Annotated in this window: 17 protein-coding genes; 3 read left to right on the top strand and 14 right to left on the bottom strand. The window is 62.3% G+C overall.

Annotation, left to right across the window (positions count from 1 at the left end; translation table 11 throughout):
* Window positions 1–107: 107 nt before the first annotated feature.
* The 3 genes from slmA to AC07OH_RS17035 form a co-directional block, all read right to left on the bottom strand.
* Window positions 108–758, bottom strand: a complete 651-nt coding sequence (gene slmA / locus AC07OH_RS17045; RefSeq protein ID WP_099794951.1) for a nucleoid occlusion factor SlmA — start codon at window positions 756–758, stop codon at window positions 108–110.
* An 87-nt stretch (window positions 759–845) separates the two neighbouring features.
* A complete protein-coding gene (gene argB / locus AC07OH_RS17040; protein ID WP_489060993.1) occupies window positions 846–1,739 on the bottom strand; it encodes an acetylglutamate kinase in 894 nt (297 codons plus the stop codon).
* A gap of 64 nt (window positions 1,740–1,803) precedes the next feature.
* Window positions 1,804–2,895 carry a glycosyltransferase family 4 protein gene (locus AC07OH_RS17035; protein WP_495301492.1) on the bottom strand — a complete coding sequence of 364 codons (1,092 nt, stop codon included), beginning with the start codon at window positions 2,893–2,895 and terminating at the stop codon, window positions 1,804–1,806.
* Between the two features lie 45 nt (window positions 2,896–2,940).
* On the opposite strand from AC07OH_RS17035, the gene AC07OH_RS17030 reads away from it, so the two are divergent.
* A complete protein-coding gene (locus AC07OH_RS17030; RefSeq protein ID WP_495301491.1) occupies window positions 2,941–3,690 on the top strand; it encodes a glycosyltransferase family 2 protein in 750 nt (249 codons plus the stop codon).
* Between the two features lie 3 nt (window positions 3,691–3,693).
* Here AC07OH_RS17030 and AC07OH_RS17025 read toward each other — a convergent pair whose 3' ends face one another.
* Window positions 3,694–4,677 (bottom strand): glycosyltransferase family 2 protein, encoded by a 984-nt coding sequence (locus tag AC07OH_RS17025; protein ID WP_495301490.1) that lies wholly within the window; start codon window positions 4,675–4,677, stop codon window positions 3,694–3,696.
* Between the two features lie 4 nt (window positions 4,678–4,681).
* Window positions 4,682–6,460, bottom strand: coding sequence for a glycosyltransferase (locus AC07OH_RS17020; protein WP_495301489.1), 1,779 nt, complete (start codon window positions 6,458–6,460; stop codon window positions 4,682–4,684).
* A 418-nt stretch (window positions 6,461–6,878) separates the two neighbouring features.
* Between AC07OH_RS17020 and AC07OH_RS17015 the strand changes: the two genes are divergently transcribed.
* Window positions 6,879–7,682, top strand: a complete 804-nt coding sequence (locus AC07OH_RS17015; RefSeq protein WP_495301488.1) for an ABC transporter permease — start codon at window positions 6,879–6,881, stop codon at window positions 7,680–7,682.
* Window positions 7,683–7,688: 6 nt separating this feature from the next.
* The gene (locus tag AC07OH_RS17010) at window positions 7,689–8,390 is read left to right on the top strand and encodes an ABC transporter ATP-binding protein (RefSeq protein WP_153280756.1); all 702 of its coding nucleotides are present in this window, start codon (window positions 7,689–7,691) and stop codon (window positions 8,388–8,390) included.
* A 41-nt stretch (window positions 8,391–8,431) separates the two neighbouring features.
* Here AC07OH_RS17010 and AC07OH_RS17005 read toward each other — a convergent pair whose 3' ends face one another.
* The 9 genes from AC07OH_RS17005 to rfbA all read right to left on the bottom strand — a co-directional run bounded on the left by AC07OH_RS17005 (window position 8,432) and on the right by rfbA (window position 17,958).
* Window positions 8,432–9,607, bottom strand: coding sequence for a glycosyltransferase (locus AC07OH_RS17005; RefSeq protein WP_495301487.1), 1,176 nt, complete (start codon window positions 9,605–9,607; stop codon window positions 8,432–8,434).
* On the bottom strand, window positions 9,607–10,830 hold the full coding sequence (locus AC07OH_RS17000) for a rhamnosyltransferase WsaF family glycosyltransferase (protein WP_495301486.1): 1,224 nt from the start codon (window positions 10,828–10,830) through the stop codon (window positions 9,607–9,609). The genes AC07OH_RS17005 and AC07OH_RS17000 overlap by 1 nt, the downstream gene beginning before the upstream one ends.
* Before the next feature lie 280 nt (window positions 10,831–11,110).
* Window positions 11,111–11,509 (bottom strand): GtrA family protein, encoded by a 399-nt coding sequence (locus AC07OH_RS16995; RefSeq protein WP_495301485.1) that lies wholly within the window; start codon window positions 11,507–11,509, stop codon window positions 11,111–11,113.
* A gap of 48 nt (window positions 11,510–11,557) precedes the next feature.
* Entirely contained in the window at window positions 11,558–12,514 is a 957-nt protein-coding gene (locus AC07OH_RS16990) for an NAD-dependent epimerase/dehydratase family protein (protein WP_495301484.1), read from the bottom strand.
* On the bottom strand, window positions 12,511–13,482 hold the full coding sequence (locus tag AC07OH_RS16985; protein WP_495301483.1) for a glycosyltransferase: 972 nt from the start codon (window positions 13,480–13,482) through the stop codon (window positions 12,511–12,513). Before AC07OH_RS16985 ends, AC07OH_RS16990 begins: the two co-directional genes overlap by 4 nt.
* 63 nt (window positions 13,483–13,545) lie before the next feature.
* Window positions 13,546–14,313, bottom strand: coding sequence for a glycosyltransferase family 2 protein (locus AC07OH_RS16980; protein WP_495301482.1), 768 nt, complete (start codon window positions 14,311–14,313; stop codon window positions 13,546–13,548).
* Window positions 14,306–16,270 carry a glycosyltransferase family 4 protein gene (locus tag AC07OH_RS16975; RefSeq protein WP_495301481.1) on the bottom strand — a complete coding sequence of 655 codons (1,965 nt, stop codon included), beginning with the start codon at window positions 16,268–16,270 and terminating at the stop codon, window positions 14,306–14,308. The genes AC07OH_RS16980 and AC07OH_RS16975 overlap by 8 nt, the downstream gene beginning before the upstream one ends.
* A gap of 255 nt (window positions 16,271–16,525) precedes the next feature.
* On the bottom strand, window positions 16,526–17,074 hold the full coding sequence (rfbC, locus tag AC07OH_RS16970; RefSeq protein WP_495301480.1) for a dTDP-4-dehydrorhamnose 3,5-epimerase: 549 nt from the start codon (window positions 17,072–17,074) through the stop codon (window positions 16,526–16,528).
* Entirely contained in the window at window positions 17,071–17,958 is an 888-nt protein-coding gene (rfbA, locus tag AC07OH_RS16965; RefSeq protein WP_495301479.1) for a glucose-1-phosphate thymidylyltransferase RfbA, read from the bottom strand. The genes rfbC and rfbA overlap by 4 nt, the downstream gene beginning before the upstream one ends.
* Window positions 17,959–17,983 lie beyond the last annotated feature (25 nt).

Raw genomic sequence — 17,983 nt, 5'->3', positions numbered from 1 at the left:
GCTTGTCACCGCGGCACCGCGTGGCGGCAAGGGAGAAATTCATCGTACGCGCCGCAAGGGGCCGCGTCGAGTTCAGCGGTGCGGCGCCGGACCTGCCGGCCTGGCCTTCAGACGATCAGAGCGATCGTGGCTTCCAGGTGTTCGGACGGCGCGCGGCGGAAACCCGAGCGCGCAAAGCGCTGCAGCTGCCCCACCACGAAGGCCGTGAGCGCCGCGGCGCGCACCTGGGCGTCGACGCTGGGCGTGGCCGAGCCGTCGGCGGCGGCCGCGCCGCGCAGCACCTGGCGCAGCGTGGCCTCGATCTTGTCGAAGAACTGGTTCATGCGCTGCTGCAGGCGCTCGTTCTCGTACACCAGCGCATCGCCGACCATGACGCGCGTCATGCCGGGGTTGCGCTCGGCGAACTGCACGAGCAGCGTGAGGATGCGGGCGGCCTGCTGGCTGCCGGTGGCACCTTCGCGCTCGAGGATCTGGTTGACCAGCGTGAAGACGCTCTGCTCGATGAAATCGATGAGGCCCTCGAACATCTGGGCCTTGCTCGCGAAGTGGCGGTACAGGGCCGCCTCGCTCACCTCGAGCCGCGCGGCCAGCGCGGCGGTGGTGACCCGCTCGGCACCGGGCTGCTCCAGCATGGCGGCCAGTGCCTGCAGGATCTGCACGCGCCGCTCGCCCGGCTTGGGGCGCTTGCGCGTCGGTGCGGCGGCGGGCGTGTCGGCCGGGGTCTCTACGCCGGGGGCAGCTGTCTCTTCGTTCTGCATGGGAGCGCGTGCAAAGATGTAATCAATTGATTCTCGCACAGCGCAGTGAGCGCGCGCCTTCCGCCGACGGAAGGCACGCGAGGGCCTTCAGCGCGCCCGGATCATCGTGCCGTAGGCTTGGTCGGTCAGGATCTCGAGCAGCATCGCGTGCGGCACACGGCCGTCGATGATGTGCACCGCATTCACGCCGCTCTTGGCCGCGTCGAGCGCACCTTCGATCTTGGGCAGCATGCCGCCCGAGATGGTGCCGTCGGCGAACAGCTCGTCGATTTCGCGCGCGCTCAGGTTGGTGAGCAGGTTGCCGTTCTTGTCCAGCACGCCGGGCGTGTTGGTCAGGAGCATGAGCTTCTCGGCCTTGAGCACCGTGGCGAGCTTGCCGGCGACGACGTCGGCGTTGATGTTGTAGCTCTCGTTCTCTTCACCGAAACCGATCGGGCTCACGACGGGAATGAAGGCGTCATCCTGCAGCGCCTTGACCACGCTGGGGTCGATGGAGACGATGTCGCCGACCTGGCCCACGTCGTGGTGCACGTTGGGGTCGGTGCGATCGGCCAGCTTGAGTTTTTGCGCGCGAATGAGGCCGCCGTCGCGCCCCGTGAGGCCCACGGCCTTGCCGCCGGCCTGGTTGATCAGGCCCACGATGTCCTGCTGCACCTCGCCGGCCAGCACCCATTCGACGACTTCCATGGTCTCGGCGTCGGTCACGCGCATGCCCTGCACGAAGCTGCCCTTCTTGCCCAGCTTGTTCAGCGCGGCCTCGATCTGCGGGCCGCCGCCGTGCACCACCACCGGGTTCATGCCGACCAGCTTGAGCAGCACCACGTCTTCGGCGAAGTCGGCCTGCAGCGCCGGGTCGGTCATGGCGTTGCCGCCGTACTTGATGACGATGGTCTTGCCGTGGAACTTGCGGATGTACGGCAGCGCCTGGGCCAGGATCTCGGCCTTGTCGCGCGGAGGGATGTTGAGGACGGGATCGGTCATGGACAGTCAGGCTCCAAAGCGGTGGACGATGGGAAGAATTCTCGCAACAAGGCGGCGCCGGCGGTCAGGGCCGCAGCCAGCGCGGGACCTTGAAGCGCACGATCATCAGGTACGCCCCGACGTAGGTCGTGACGAACAGAAGGCAGAACAGCATCAGCACGAAGGTGTTGTTCCAGAACAGCACCGCGGGCACCACCGACAGCGCGGCGAACATCCACAGGTAGGGCGAGGTGCGGTTGTTGCGCGCCAGCAGCTGGCGCGCCTCGTCGTCCGCGAAGGCCACGCGCACGATGCGCCGGAAGATCAGCTGGTGAAAGTGCAGCGCGTCGGCCGTGCCCGGCGACTGGCCCCGGGCCAGCTTGCGGTAGATGGAGAACAGCGTCTCCCACACCGGGTAGATCAAGAGCAGCATCGGGAACCACGGCGACACCACGCGGTGGCGCTGCACCAGCGTCACGCAGGCCACGGCGATCACCATGCCCCAGACGTAGGCACCGCCGTCGCCGGCGAAGATCTTGCCGCGCGGGTAGTTCCAGACCAGAAAGCCGAAGGTGGCGCCGACCAGGCAGATCACCATCGCGGCCAGTTGCCGGTCGCCCAGCTGCAGCGCGACGTGCGAGATCGCCAGGCACACGAGCACGGCCACGGTGCCGGCCAGCCCGTTGTAGCCGTCGATGATGTTGAAGGCATGCGGCAGGCCGCCGATGGCCAGGGCCGCGAAGACCAGCGAGGCGTAAGGCAGCACTGCGAGCCAGCCGTCGAGCGTCTCGAAGCCGGTGCGCGCCACGCCCAGCCCCTGCACCCAGCACACCAGCAGCGCCGAGCCGATGGTCAGGCCCAGCCGGTAGCGCACCTTGACCTGCTGGGTCACGTCTTCGACGATGCCGCCGAGCACGGCGGGCAGGATGCACACCAGCGTGAGCATCGAGGTCTTGAGCGGCCAGGCGATGTTCAGCGACTCGATCAGGCCGGCGCCCAGCCAGGCCGCGCTCATGCCGAGCATGATGCCGGCCCCGCCCAGGCGCGGCACGTGGCCCTTGTGGAAACGCTGGGGCATGTCGGCGCCGTAGCGGCGCGCGTGTCTGCGCGCGCGGCGCATGAACAGCTGCACCGCGATGGCGGAGACGAAGAAACTGAGGATGATCAGGGCAATCATGTGTGGGGTTGGGGGAACCCTAGAATTCCCGAGCGAAATTAGACCATGCCCACGCCCCCTTCTTCACCCCAAGCCCCGGTCACCCTGTCGATCGTGAGCCACGGCCAGCTCGCGCTGGTGCTGCCGCTGCTCGAGCAGCTCGACCGGCACAGCCGGGACGCGATCGCCAAGGTCGTGCTCACGCTGAACATTCCCGAGGCCGACCTGCTCGCAGAACGCCACTGGGGCTTTCCCATCGAGCGCATCGAGAACGCGGCGCCCCTGGGCTTCGGCGCCAACCACAACCAGGCCTTCGCGCGCTGCGACACGCCCTGGTTCCTGGTGCTCAACCCCGACATCCGCTTCGACGCCGACGTGCTCGCCCCGATGCTCGCCCAGGCCGCGCCCGACGCCGGCCTCATGACGCCGCGCATCCTGGAGTCGGGCCGGCCCGAGCCCGAGCCGCACCGCGCGCTACTGACCCCCTTCGAGATCCTGGGCCGCAAGAAGCCCGGCTACCAGCCGCCGGCCGTGCCGGCCTGGATTCCGGGCCTGTTCATGCTGTTTCGCAGCGAGGCCTACCGCAAGATCGGTGGCTTCGACGAACGCTTCTTCATGTACGGGGAAGACTTCGACATCTGCGCCCGCACCCGGCTGGCCGGCTGGAAACTCCAGGTGACCGAAGACCTGCGCGCGCGCCACGACGCCCAGCGCGCCAGCCACCGCAGCAAGAAGTACCTGTACTGGCACGTGACCAGCCTGCTCAAGGTGTGGCTGTCGGGGGCGTTCTGGCGCTACTGGCGGCTGCAGCGCTAGCGATTACCCGCGCTCGAACAGGTCCTGCGCGATGGCGTGCCCACCCCGGCCAAAACGCGCGTAACGCCCTCGGGCGGCCTCGATGAGGATCGGCACCAGCCGCAGGACCCGCGCCGCTGGCAGCTGCGCCCTGAAGCGCTGGTGCGCCACCTTGGCACGCTGCGATGCCACGTACCTCGCAGGCACCCGATCGCCGAGCTGCTGAAGGCGCTGCAGCAGCGCTTCTGCCCGGCGCAGTCGTCCCACGTGCTTGTCGCCGCGCTCGGCAAGGGCCTTGGCTACCTTTTCGGACAGCGTGAGACGCCGCGCACCGATCTGGTTGCTGGCGTGCTGCCGGTAGTCGATGGTCGGCTCCGGCAGAACGTCCACACGCCCGATGGCAGCGGCGACCGCCCCCAGCCACTCGTCATGCACCCATTCCGGCGCGAACGGCAGGGCCACGTCGAGCAGGGTCTTGCGGAACATGGTGGTCGCGCCGGTCACCAGGTTGCGTCGCAAGAACACGTCGAAGGCCTCGCCCTGTGCAATGGCCGCCAACTCGCCGGGCTGCACCTCCAGGGCATGGAAAAGGGTGGAGCCCAACGGCGTCAGCCGGTCGTCGACCAGGCGGGCGTCGGTGTGCAACAGCAGCAGGTCGGGGCGCGCTTCGAACTGCACCACCATGCGTGCGAGCCGGCCGGGATGCCAGACATCGTCCTGGTCGCACAGCACGATCAGTTCATGGCGACAGGCACGCACGGCCTGTTCGAAGTTGCGCGTGACGCCCAGCGACGGCTTGTTGCTGAACACCCGTAGCGCTACGCGATCCGCCACGCCGCATTCGGCGAGGGTGTCGCGCACGACCGCCAGCGTGTCGTCGCTGGAGTTGTCGTCGGACAGCACGATCTCCATCGGCAGCGGCACCTGCGTGCAGATGCTGCGGACCTGGTCGGGAAGATAGCGCGCGCCGTTGTAGGTACACAGCGCGACGGAAACGCCGGGCGCCATCGCGTCAGGCCGGCGCCACGCGCGGCGGCCAGGCGTAGCTGAAGTCTTCGCGCTCCAGCATGAGGTTGGGGCTGTAGGCGGGGTCGTTCTGCAGCCAAGCGCCCCATCGGCGCTTCATGTAGGCCACATCGTCCCGGAACGGCCCGCTTGCCGGCTCGGTGCTCTTTCTGGCGCGCGCCGCAGGTCGGTGGTCGAGCAGCTCCGCGTAGGAGGTCCAGAGCGTGCGCAGCCCGGCCTCTCCCAGCCGCAGGCAGAGGTCTACATCCGCAAACGCTTCCTTCAGATGGGTCTCGTCGAGCCCCCCCACCTGAAGATAGCGGTCCCTGCGGATCACGAGGCAGGCGGATGTCACGGCCGACAGCGACTGGATCAGCGCGGCACGGCCGCCGTAGCCTTCACGCCCTGCAGGCATGCCGCGGTGCGAACAGCCGGCCACGCCATCGGGTCCGAGGCCCAGGATGATGCCGGCGTGCGTCAGGATCCGTCGCCGGTCCATCAGCCTCGCGCCCACCGCGCCGACACCCGGCTGTAGCGCCAGACTCACCATTTCAGACAGCCATTCGGGCGTGATGACCTCGAGGCTGTCGTCGAGCAATGCGATCGCGTCGCCCGTCGCGGCTTCGACCGCCGCGTTGCGCAGCGCGGCGGCGCCCTGCTTCTGCGCGTGGCGCAGCACGCGCACGTTCGGACGCCCAGCCACAGATTCCAGGCAGGCCTGCGCCGCGGCATCGTCCGAGGCGTTGTCGGCCACGATGATTTCGTAGCGCGGGTAGACGGTCTTTGCGACGATCGCATCCACGCATCGACGTAGCGACACTGCGGCATTGCGCGTCGAAATGACCAGCGACACGAGCGGCGGTGCATCAGGCAACGCGTAATGCACCCGGTAGCCGAACCCGATGTGCTCTGCATTCGCGCGCGTCTGGGTCCGCTCGAAATGCTCGTTGAGCGCGCGCTCGCCGGCCACCACGGCGTAGGGCTTGGCATCCATCGATTTCGCGGTGCTTTCGGCATGCACGCGCCAGTGGTAGAGCACCCGGGGGATGTGGCGCACCTGCCTTGCCTCGACGCGTTCCATGCAGCGAAGCACGAGGTCCCAATCCTGCGAACCTTCCAGGCCCAACCGGAAGCCTCCGACGGCACGCACCAGCTCGGTCGACAACACGCCCAGGTGGCTGAACATGTTCTGCGAGCGGAAAAGATCGGCATTCCAGTCGCACTTGAAATACGGGCCGGAACGGTTCAGGGCTTCGTCGACCTTGTCCTCGTCGGAATAGATCAACCGGACATCGGGATGGCTGGCAATGCAGTCGGCCACCCAGAACAGCGCGTCCGCCGGCAGCAGGTCGTCATGGTCCATGAGCGCGATCCATGCGCCGGCGACCAGCTCGAGCGCACTATTCGATGCAGCGGAGATATGGCCATTTTTCGGCCGGAGCACCACCTTGATGCGAGGGTCGCTGTCGGCATAGGACTGCAGGATCGTCCGGACCTCCGCCGACGGCGACGCGTCGTCCGCGATGCACAGCTCCCAATTCGGGTAGATCTGCCCGCGCACCGACTCGATGGCCTCGCGCAACCAGACCGGATTGGGGTTGTACGAGGGCATGAGCACGGAAATCAACGGCCGATCGGCCATGGCGGCCACGCGCTGGGCCAGCCTGTCCCTGGTGGCGGGCGTCAGGGTGTCATGGTCGCGGACCCAGCGCGCATAGTCGTTGAACCCCGTGACGCGCCGCCCGAGCTCCCATTGAATACCGCGCCAGCCCGCCTTGCGGAACATCCGCCACGCCCGTTGGAGCCGCCCCCCGACACCGGGGGTTCTCCAGAGCACGGTCAGGAAGAAGTCGAAGAGCCGAGATACAGATTTCATAGACGACCTGCCGGCTGAAACGGCAAGGAGGGAACTTTTTCGTGGAATACGCGCCGTACAGGCGGCTCGAAGGAGAAGCGAGGGCTCGATGTCCGTCGGCAGGCGATTATCTTCGCTTCCCCTTTCCGCCCGGGGCTGGACAGGCCGCAAGCCGCCGGCACAGGCCGTTCACCCCGCCCGGTAAAATCGCGCGGTTCACACAAAGGATAGAAAATGAGGCCGCCCTCCGGCATCGCTGACGCGGCGACTCCTGCCCGTCACGACACAGTCCGGAGCTCTTCGGGCGAAGACATCACCGTCCACCCCCCGCAGACTCGTACAGACGCACATGAGCCAAGTTCACTCCAACCTCCACCGCAGCGCCTGGGCTGATTGGTGGGAGGGCACACGCCGCACGGACATCTGGTGGACCCTCGCCTGGTCCGACATCGTCCTGCGTTACAGGCGCTCCATGCTGGGCCCGCTGTGGCTCACGCTGAGCATGGGCGCCATGATCGGGGGCATGGGGCCGCTTTACAGCTCGCTGTTCGGCACCGAACTGTCCACGTTCTTCCCGCACCTGGCCCTCGGCATCATCTTCTGGGGCTTCTTCTCGAGCATGGTCACCGACTCATGCAACGCGTTCGTCAGTTCGGGCAACTACCTCAAGCAGAGCTATTTCCCGATCAGCCTCTTCGTGTGGCGCAGCATGGGGCGCAACATCATCCAGTTCGCACACCAGATCGTGCTGTACATCCCGGTGGCGCTCTGGGCGGGCATTTCGCTGTCGTGGTCTGCGCTGCTCATCGTGCCGGCGTTCCTCCTCCTGCTGATCAACGCTCACGCGCTGGGTCTCGCGCTGGGCCTTGTTTGCACCCGTTTCCGCGACGTCACGCAAATCGTCACCAGCGTGATGCAGATGCTGATGTTCCTGACACCGGTCTTCTGGCTGCCCTCGAGCCTGCCGGGCCGTGCCAAGTACATCCTCTGGAACCCGTTTGCACAAATGCTTGATCTGCTGCGCACGCCGCTGATGGGCGGGGTCGCCCAAGCCCACAGCTGGTGGGGCATCCTCGGATGGACGGCGGGCTGCGTCGCCATTTCGTGCCTGCTGTTCGCAAGGTACCGCCGCCGCGTCGTCTATTGGCTCTGAAGAAACATGGCTTTCATTTCACTCAAAGATGTCTCCGTCAACTTCCCTATCTACGGGGCAGGTGCCAACTCGCTGAAGAAAACCATCGCGGCCTCGGTCACCGGTGGCCGGTTCGGCCAGGAGACCGGCGTCACCGTGGTTCAGGCGCTCAGCAACATCAACCTCGAACTGAAGAGCGGCGACCGCCTGGGGCTGGTCGGCCACAACGGCGCGGGCAAGTCCACGCTCCTGCGCACTCTGGCCGGGGTCTATGAGCCTTCGTCAGGTGAATTCACCCGCCAAGGCTCGGTCTCCAGCTTGATCGATCCTTCGCTGGGCATCGAAGCCGATGCCACGGGCATCGAGAACATCATGCTGCGTGGCCTCGTCATGGGCATGAGCAAGAAGCAGCTCGACAAGCTGACCCCCGAGATCTGCGAGTTCAGCGGTCTGGGCGAATACGTGCACATGCCCGTGCGCACCTATTCCACCGGCATGCTGATGCGTCTCGCGTTCTCCATTTCCACCAGCGTCGAGGCAGACATCCTCCTGATGGACGAGTGGCTGTCGGTCGGCGATGCCGCCTTCACCGAGAAGGCCGAACAGCGCATGAAGGATGTGGTCGCCAAGTCCGGCATCCTGATCCTCGCCTCGCATTCGCCGGAACTGATCGCCAAGGAATGCAACCGGGTCATCCATCTGGAGCACGGGCGGATCGTGGAGCGCTGAAAGGCGCGGGAACGGGGCGCCCCCTTCGCCCGAAGGGGCCCCTAGGCGATCTGCAACGCTGTCAGGATCGCCTCGGTCTGGTGTTGCCAGCCGAATTTCGCCAGTGCGTCCTGTCGCGCCAACGCGGCCATTGCGCCATAACTCGCGCCGCTGCGATCTACGGCCCTCAATATAGCTTCGGTCCATTCATGGGCCTTTGCGAGGTAGCCGTTCTCGCCATCACGGATCGCATGCCGGTAGGTGAAGCCTGGGGATGCAATGCTCAGCGTCCCGACACTGGCGGCCTCGAAGTACTTCAGCTCTGACTTGCAATCGGTAAAAGCGTTCGACTGCAACGGCATGAGGTTGAACTCGACCGTCCCGAGCAGCCGCTGCAAGTTCACGTAGTCGTGAAACGGCTGTCGACTGATGCGGTGGGCGAACTCCTTCATCGCAGGGCCGTGGTCGATGTAGCCGACGACCATGACTTCCACATCCAGCCGTGCAGCCATCACCTCGATCAGCGCCGGCTCCACGATCGCATAGTCGAGGCGATGCGAAGGTGAGCCGCTGAAGTAGCCGAGGCAGACCTTGCCATCGCCGGTGAAGTGCATGCGCTCCTTGGCCGCATAGACCTTTTCTGCCAGCGCCAGCTGCTCCCGGTTCATGAAGTTCGGCACGACGGCGACCGGAAGGTCCGAATAGTCGGCAAGTTTCCTGGCGAGAAAGTCATTGGTGGTGATGGCGCCATCGCAGAGTCTCAGCGTCTGCCCCATGCGCGCGATCATCGCGAACCAGTCGTCCCAGACTCCCGCCTGCGTCAGGTCGAGGCCCAAGGTGGCCATCACGAGGTGGGCGTAGTCGGTATCGAAGACAAGGTCATCGACATCGAACAGCACCCGCTTGCGACGCGAGCGGAACTTGGTGATGAGCCTGTTGATGCGATGGCAGTAGCGGGAGCGGCAGATCACCAGCACGTCGGACGCATCGGCGATCTCGTCGAATCGCTCGCTGTCGGAAAGGAAGAAGTAGCTGGCCGAAACGTTGTCGACGTCGGGCCCGTTGAGCACCTGCGCCATGTTGTACGCACGATAGCGGAAGGTGCTGTTGTTCGGCTCTTCGTAGAAGTAGGCAACGCGCTTCGCACCCCGGCGCTGGTGCAGCATCGCCAGACGCGCCGAGACGGGCAGAAGCCACGGATCGGAATAGGGAACGGCAGGAACGTCGAGAGAAAACATCAGCGCCCTGCCGTGAGCGCCTGAAGGACATCCGCGAACGCCAGCGTCCAGTCCGCGCCCAACCCGTTCGCAGCATAGTTGCGGTTGCGAGTTTCCTTGTCATTGGCGATCGCCACACCGGTCCGAAGCGCATCCAGCAAGGCCTCGGTCTCCAACTCAGCGCAAATGATGTTGGACGAATAGCCCGACAAGTCCTGCTTGTTGGCGAACCTGTTCGTCACGACCACCGCGCCACTCGCGGCCAGGTCAAAGGGCGGATAGCTGGGGTGCGGCGTGTACATCAAGCTGAGCCCCAGATCGATGGTGCCCGCGAGATCGGCATAGGCCTCCCATCCGAGGCCCTCGCAGCGGTGCGGCGTGTAGCCCGCGCCGAACTTCACGTGGGGAATGTCCTTGCCGACAAGAAAAATCTCCCACTCTTCAAGGTCGAGAATGCCCTCGTTCACTGCGTGATCGATGAGGCCGAGCCCGATCTGGAAAAGATTGCGTGGATTGTTCGGCCTTGCGTAGAAGAAGAATCGCTTCTTCCCGTTGGCCTCGCGGGGGCGCGGATGGAACAACGATTTCGGAAATGCCGGCTCGAACCAGAAGCCATTGCGCCCGAGGTGCGCCAGGCCCGTGGCCATCAGATGGTCGTAGAGCAATTGCGTGTTCACGACGAACCGGATGTCCTGGTTGCGCAAGACCCGCTCGCAATACACGCGGTCTTCCCCGAACGCGTAGAACATGCGCTCGTCTTCCTGGAGAAGATAGACGATCGATGCGGCCGGAACGCTGGGCAGCGTGGCGGCCGTGGTCCACCAGGAGGTCGTGACGAAGATCTCGTCGGGATGGATGTCCAAGCCAGGCGCAGCCTCCACAACAGGCGACGCGTCGGTCTCGTCGCTCTTGAGCGGTGCAAAAGCGAACTGGATCTCCTGCTGAAGCTGAATCCCATATGCATTCAGGATCTGCCACGCATTGGCTGGTGACGGGACCTCGGTTCGCGTGACGACCCGCAGCGTCGCATTCATCTGATTCGCCAGTTGCGCCGAGAAAAGCAGGGCGGTCCCCACGCCGCCAAACAGGCTCTCGGAGCCGATGCTGTCCGTCACCAGGCTGATGCGGGGCACCGAGGGCCGGGGAATCGTGTAGACCTCCAGTGCCTGCTGGGAAATGAACCGGCGGGCGCGAAGCTGCGGCACCGATTCGGCGTTGGACTCATCGTCCTCCTTGCTGAACACGGCACGTCCTGCGATCGCGTCTCCCAGCTTCTCGCGAATCAATCTCGCAGCCGCCCGGCTTCCGTTCTCTCGCCAGAACTCTACGAAGCGCCGACCTCGCACACTCATTTTATTTTCCTGTTTTTATTTATCAAATCTCAATCAGAGAAGCATCGAGAAATGCAAAATCGCGGGTTGAAAATCAAAAATCACCGGAACCTCAAAAACCCTCAGCATTGAGCATCAGACCAATCACCGAAGGACAATAAATGAAAAATTCCCCTCGAAAATTCAATATGTTTTATTTTATTTTCAAACGAAACACCACATACTTGCTAATCAGGTAGGCGACGACCGTATAAACCGGCATGCCCAACGCTTGAGCCAGATAAGTATTTATACCAAAACCATCGATTGCCGTCATAACTGTTAGCAGATTGGCAGCGTACGCCACTGCGGTGGCCAGAAAAAACTTCACCGCCGCTGGCACCATGAGCCCTTTATAGGCGAACGTCCACCGACTGTTCAAGGTGAAACTCACGCAGATTCCCACGGCGTACCCGATGGCATTGGCCATGACATCGCCTGCATGGAAGAAATATTTGGCGGAATATATCACCGACAAGCCCACCAGCGTATTGGCAACCCCAACCACAAGAAACCGAACGAACTGAAAAGAAAAAATTTCAGCCCGCTTCATATTGGCTCGAATTCGAAGAAGAAAAAACGCCTGAAAAACAAAACTCCATCATTTCGAATTTTTTCCAGGATTGGCGTGCGCAGCCCGCTCGGCGCTGAGAATCTGGTGTATCCCGACTCCCAGACTGCGCGCCTGTGACAATCGCTTTCCATTTCCAACGATGGACTGGAATTGAATTTTCCGTTGATAGAGGCTGGAAGCCTTGCTGACGCCCGTGGTGATTTTGGGTGGCTTCCTGGAAATTCTCTTGAAGATGGAGATGATCTCGGCGATCGTCGTCGGCCGCCCCGACGCCACGATCTTCAAGAGCACACCCGGCCACAGGCCCGGTTCACGCAAGGTCCCGATGATCTCGGAGGCCGCGTCGTCCACCGAGATGTAGTCGCGGATGGTGTCGATCGGGACATAAATGCCCACGGGACGGTTGCGCACGATGCTGCGGGCCATGTGCGTCAGCAGCCCTTGCGCCTTCCCGACAGCCTGCCCTGCGCCATAGAGCGTCGATATCCGAGCCAGCAGCACAGAGACTTGCGGGCATGCGGCCCCGAAAGCGCGCAGAAGATCTTCCTGTCGCAGCTTGGCTCGCGCATAGGCACTGTTGGGCGCCGGCACGGAGTTTTCGGTGATGACTTCGTCTTTCGACGATGCGTAGATTGCACCAGCCGAACTCGCAAGGACCAGCGCACCCGGCATCGTCATCAACACGTCGTTCAACTGGATTCGTCGAATGAGCGATGCCAGTGCCCGAACTTCCGGCTCGAGCGACTCTGCCGCACTGCCCATCGTCCCGATACCGGCGGCCCAGTAGATTTCCCATCTGGATGCTGGACGCGCCCGGAGAGAAAAAGCATCCACCGCGGCGTCGATCTGCGATGCCAGCTGCGCCTCATCCGCCCAGCTGAAATGCTCAGCAGGAGCGAATACCGTGGCGCCATCGAGTCGAAGCGCTCGGCAGAAAGCGGAACCCAGCAAGCCTCGGCTGCCAAGCACCCAGGTCAGAGTCATGGACGGTTTGGCCGGGTCGGCTTCGAACTCACCACATAGAGCGGCTTGCCCATCGCAATGCCCATCGTCACCGCCAGATACTCCGCAATCACGCCAAGCGCTGTCAGGATGACACCGGAGAAAAATGCCACCACGACGGCGAGCGATGTCCACCCTTCGACCGGCACTTGCCCGGTGTATTTCTCGTAGATGGCGTAGATCGCAAATCCCATCGCCAACAGGATCGAGAAGAATCCCATGATGGTGATCAGACGCAGCGGCCGGGTACCGGTCGTGAGAACCAGGCTCCAGAAATGCCTGACCAGCGACAAGAAAGAATAGCCCGAGGGTCGGCCCAATTCTTCCCTGAGACGCAAGGGGCAGTGCCCCACACGGCCCGTGATCCAGAACAGCCCGACATCCAGATAGACACCATTGCCGCAATAGGCGGACAACGTTCTGGCAATTTCGCCATCGATGAATCGAAAGCTGTTGAAGCGGCCGATGGTCTTGTTGCCGAGAAGACGCGTACTGATGCCCTTGGCCGTCCGGCTCATCAGGTTGCGCAACCAGCCATGCGGCGGCGGATTCATGGGTTGTGCGTAGACGAGCTGGAGCGAAGCACTCAGGGCCAGGTCCAGCATCGCGCCGATGCTTGTGGGGTCCTGCTGACCGTCTTCGTCCATGGTCACGACCCAGTCCCCCGTGGCGCTGGCCATGCCGGCCATGGTGGCGGCGTGCTGCCCATAGTTTCGGGACAGCCATACCGGCTGAACGAAGGCGTGGCTCTCCGCGAGTGCGGTCATGGTGAGGTCTGACCGGTCCGGACCGCAATCGTGGACCAGCACGACTTCGCTGACGACGAACGAGTTTCCGGCCGCGGTGACTTGCGGGTGTGTCAGCTTCTCGATTTCAGTCACGAGAATTGGCAGCGTTTTTTCTCCCGCATACACCGGAATGACTATGGAAACGCGTTCTAGCTTGCTCATTTTATAAATTTTTCAAATCAATCGCCACAACAAAAAACAAAACCTCGCCACAATGAAATACCTTCAAGCAGCAATTCGAAGTTTCGAGTTTGAGTTTTTGGCTTGATTTTTTATTATTTTTTTAAAAATATCACTGGGTGCTGCAATGCAACCTGCCGAGTTCGTTTGGCGAACAAGAGATATTTGTTTCATGCGAATGGCATGACCGGTGCCTGGAACACATTTGTGTACGGCCCCCGCAGACATCACCTTGAGATTCCAAGCCCAATCTTCATACCCTATTTGTGCGGCGAGGTCTGTCTCCGGGTAGGGATTCTCTATAAGAAATTTCCTCCGCACGAAGCACAGCGATGTCCAGTAGTTCACCAACGCAAGCGCCGCCTCATCGAAATTCTTGGCTTCGGCATCGACATGGACAAAGACGTGAGGGTCATATCCAAAATAGACATTCACCTCCGGGTGAAGCACCAGCTCTCGCTCATCGGCGGTCGCCATCGCAAATGCGTCGGCAATCCAGGCTGCCCCCCAAAGATCATCACCGTCGAGAAAAGCCACATACTCGCCCTCGGCCAGCGACGCGGCCTGATTCCGAGCGTGCCCGACATCCCCATGGTTCATGGGGACCACACGCACATGGGGAAATCTTGCGACGCTGTCACTCACGATCTCGACAGAAAGTGCGTCCGCACGATCCATCGCGACGAGCAGTTCGGTGGTCAGGCCTCGTTCCCGGGCTGCCTCGAAGCACGCCCAGACACTGTCCAATGCCGGCTTGAGCCACAGGCCTTCCTTGTGCGCATTGACGATCGCCGTGACGTGAAACTTAGACATGCTCAGCCTCGCTGGAAGACATGGGTGAGAAGGGAAGCCCTGACTTGAATGCGGACCAGGAACGCTCGATGCCCAGCTTTTTCCTCATGGCTTGCAGGCGGCGCTCCACCTCGTCCGGGTTGTCGAGAATTTCCTGGATGGCCGCGCAGTAAGCGCGCTCGTCGTCCAACGCATCGATCAGCCATCCGGTTTCGTTGGTCACCAGTTCGCAGACGCCTCCGACATTGCTCGCGATGATGGGGACGCCTGCAGCTGCGGCATTGATCAGCACCGTCGGCATGCCCTCGAAACGCGACGTGAAGAGGAAGGCGGTGTACCGCTCCAGGGGAAGCTTGCTGAATGAGGCGAACATCCCCAGCAGACGCAGCTTGGGCTGCGTGTCTGCGAGCGCCGCCAGTTCGGCTTCGCGCTGAGGCTCACCGCCGCCGTAGACGTCCAGTGCGACCTCCGGCAGAGACCGGATGATCCGGCCCAACAACTCCGTATTTTTCTGGTGGCAGAACCGGCCCGCCCAGAAGACGGCTGGTCGTTGCTCGTCGGGTGAGGGGCTCTTGGAAATCTCTCGCAAATCGTCCAATGCCGGCTGAGGAAGAAACTGGAGCTTCTGCGTCAATGCAGGTGTAAAGCCATACCTCGCCACCACCTCTTCAAGGAAGACGTTGGTATCGAAATAGATCTTGTCGACGTTATGGATCGCGGCCCGAAGATGCGTATCCGCATACCCCGCCCCGCGGCCATCTTCCGTGAAGTCGCGGCAGAACAGCGTCGTGTAGACCTTGCATATCGACTGGAAAGCCTTGCCCTTTTCAACCAGGGCGGCCCAGCATGCCAGGCTGTTTACGTTCGTGATCGACTCGGGCTGAAGCGTGAATATCAACGCCTCGACAATGCGTTGCCTGTTCCGCTGATTGAGATCGGCGTCGTAATCGGACAAGACGAGCACCTGCGACCCCGAGGGCAGCCAGTCGAAGGCGTCCACCTTGTCATGATCGGTCAAGACGAGCAGCGTGGCAGAAACACCAACCGCCTCCTGGGCCGCACGCAGGATGTTGACCCCAGCGAGATCCGCCCCGCCTTTGACAAGCCAGGGCATGAAAACGACGTGCCGGATTCCGGCTGGCAGGTCGTGAAAAATTTCAGTCCAAGCGGCGCCAAGCTCATCGGTCGGGATGCTGAAATTCGGGCGCAGCCTCAAGTGCTTGCCGTGCAACGGATGGCACGATTCGATTTCGGGATCGAGCGCCATCAGGTCTGCGACGGTCCGCTTGACGACCGATGCGATCTTGGGCGACATGCCCTTGAAGCGACCTTCCTTCATCCCGTGCTTCAGGTAGTGAAGCAGCGGGTGTACACCGTGCAAGACGACATCCGGATAGATGTCGCAATACCACTCGCAATCGAAGTTCTCGCTGGCCTTCAATCCCTCGAAACCGCCATGCCGCAGGAAATGAAGGTAAGGATCCTGATTCTTCAGATGCGGGTAGTTTTCGAGGTACCACTCGGCGTCGAAGAGGTCCGTTTCATGAAGCAATTCGAGATCGCGAATCTCCTGCTCTGTCACGAGCAGAGTGCCATTTTTTGAATAGCGACTGAGATCGATGGCTGGCGCCGAACGCTGCTTCTCGAAGAGAGGCGCACGCTTTGGTGGCTGGACAACTGCAATCTTCCGCCCCTCCTCCTTGCCCCACTTGAGGTAGTGCACCAGAGGATTGAGGCCCCGGTAAGCCACGTCCTTGTTGGCCTCCAGATAGCCTGCTGCATCAAACTTTTCGCTCGGTGCACGCCCTTCCCTGCCGCCGAACCGAAGGAAATGCTGGATCTCAGCGCCTTCCGGAACATCCGGATTGCGCTCCCGATACCATTTTTTATCGAACAGGTCCGACTGCCGGAGCAAACCGGCATCGCGATACTCGTTCACAACCTGAGCGCTTCGCTTCAGTAGTTTTTTGAAATTCATTCCGGGTTTCATGAAAATTGATGCGCTTCCTTGCGTTCACACGCCCAGGCCTTTGTCCGTCGATCGAATGCGCATGAGGCCGGAGTCGTTCGGTTCACTCCATCAGAAGCAACTCACATTCACAGGCAGCGGGAATATTTCAAATACAGCAAGAAGACAAGAATCTCACTTTCGGCATTCGCTCATTGCTGTGCCATCAAGAAACGACGCACCGAATTCGGCTGGCACTCAGGTGCCTCGTCCAAAAAACCCGGATTATTCGAAGACGTCCGCCGCTTGAAGCGATTTGCCTTCGGCGTCCTTCTTGGACAACTGCGGCGCCATACCGATGTCCGGCCACGCGATCTGCAGGCTCGCGTCGTTCCAGGCGATGCATCGCTCGTGTTCCGGCGCGTAGTAGTTCGTCGTCTTGTACAAGAAATCCGCGGAATCCGTGAGAACGAAGAATCCATGCGCGAAGCCCGCCGGAACCCACAACTGTCGGTGATTGCCTTCGCTCAACTCCGTACCCACCCACCGCCCGAACGTGGGCGAAGAACGCCGGATATCGACAGCCACATCAAAGACCGCACCGCGCACCGCACGCACCAGCTTTCCTTGCGCTTGCTGGACCTGATAGTGCAGGCCTCGAAGCACGCCCTTGGACGACCTTGAATGGTTGTCCTGCACGAAGTCGACCGTCGACCCGACCGCATCTTCGAAGGCACGCTGATTGAAGCTCTCGTAGAAAAACCCTCTGGCATCGCCGAAGACCTTCGGCTCGATGATCAAGACGTCGGGAATCTCGGTTTGGATGACCTTCACGAACGCACCTCTTCGGCCAGCAGGTGCTTCAGGTACTTTCCGTAGCCGTTCTTCTGCAACGGTGCAGCAAGCCTTTCGAGCTGCTCGCGATCGATGAAGCCATTTCGCCAAGCGATCTCTTCAGGACACGCGATCTTCAGCCCTTGCCGATGTTCCAACGTCGCGATGAACTGCCCCGCTTCGAGCAGGCTTTCGTGCGTGCCGGTATCCAGCCACGCATAGCCGCGCTGCATGATCTGCACATTCAGCTGGTTGAGGTCCAGATAGGCTTGGTTGACGGCGGTGATTTCCAGCTCGCCGCGCTCACTGGGTTTCACGGCCTTGGCAATGTCGACGACCTGGTTGTCGTAGAAGTACAGGCCGGTCACCGCGTAGCTGCTCTTGGGCTTGACAGGCTTCTCTTCGATGCTGCTGGCCTTGCCGTTGGCGTCGAAGGCCACCACACCGTAGCGCTCGGGGTCGTGCACGTGGTACGCGAACACGGTCGCACCGCCCTGCTTCGCATCGGCGTCCGACAGCAAATGCACGAAGTCATGCCCATAGAAGATGTTGTCCCCCAGCACCAGCGCGCTCGGCGAGTTCCCCACGAACTTGTCGCCGATGATGAACGCCTGCGCCAGGCCATCGGGACTCGGCTGCACCGCGTACTGCAGGTTGATGCCCCACTGGCTGCCATCGCCCAGCAATTGCTGGAAGCGCGGCGTGTCCTGCGGCGTGCTGATGATCAGGATGTCGCGCATGCCGCCAAGCATCAGCGTGCTCAGCGGGTAGTAGATCATCGGCTTGTCGTACACCGGCAGCAGCTGCTTGCTCATGGCGAGCGTGGCCGGGTGCAGGCGGGTGCCGGAGCCGCCGGCGAGGATGATGCCTTTGCGTTGCGTCATGGGGTCTTCTAGTGTGGGAGGCCGG

It is taken from the genome of Variovorax sp. GW821-FHT10C12 (genome assembly GCF_059415405.1).
This window is presented reverse-complemented; position numbering and strand designations above follow the sequence as displayed.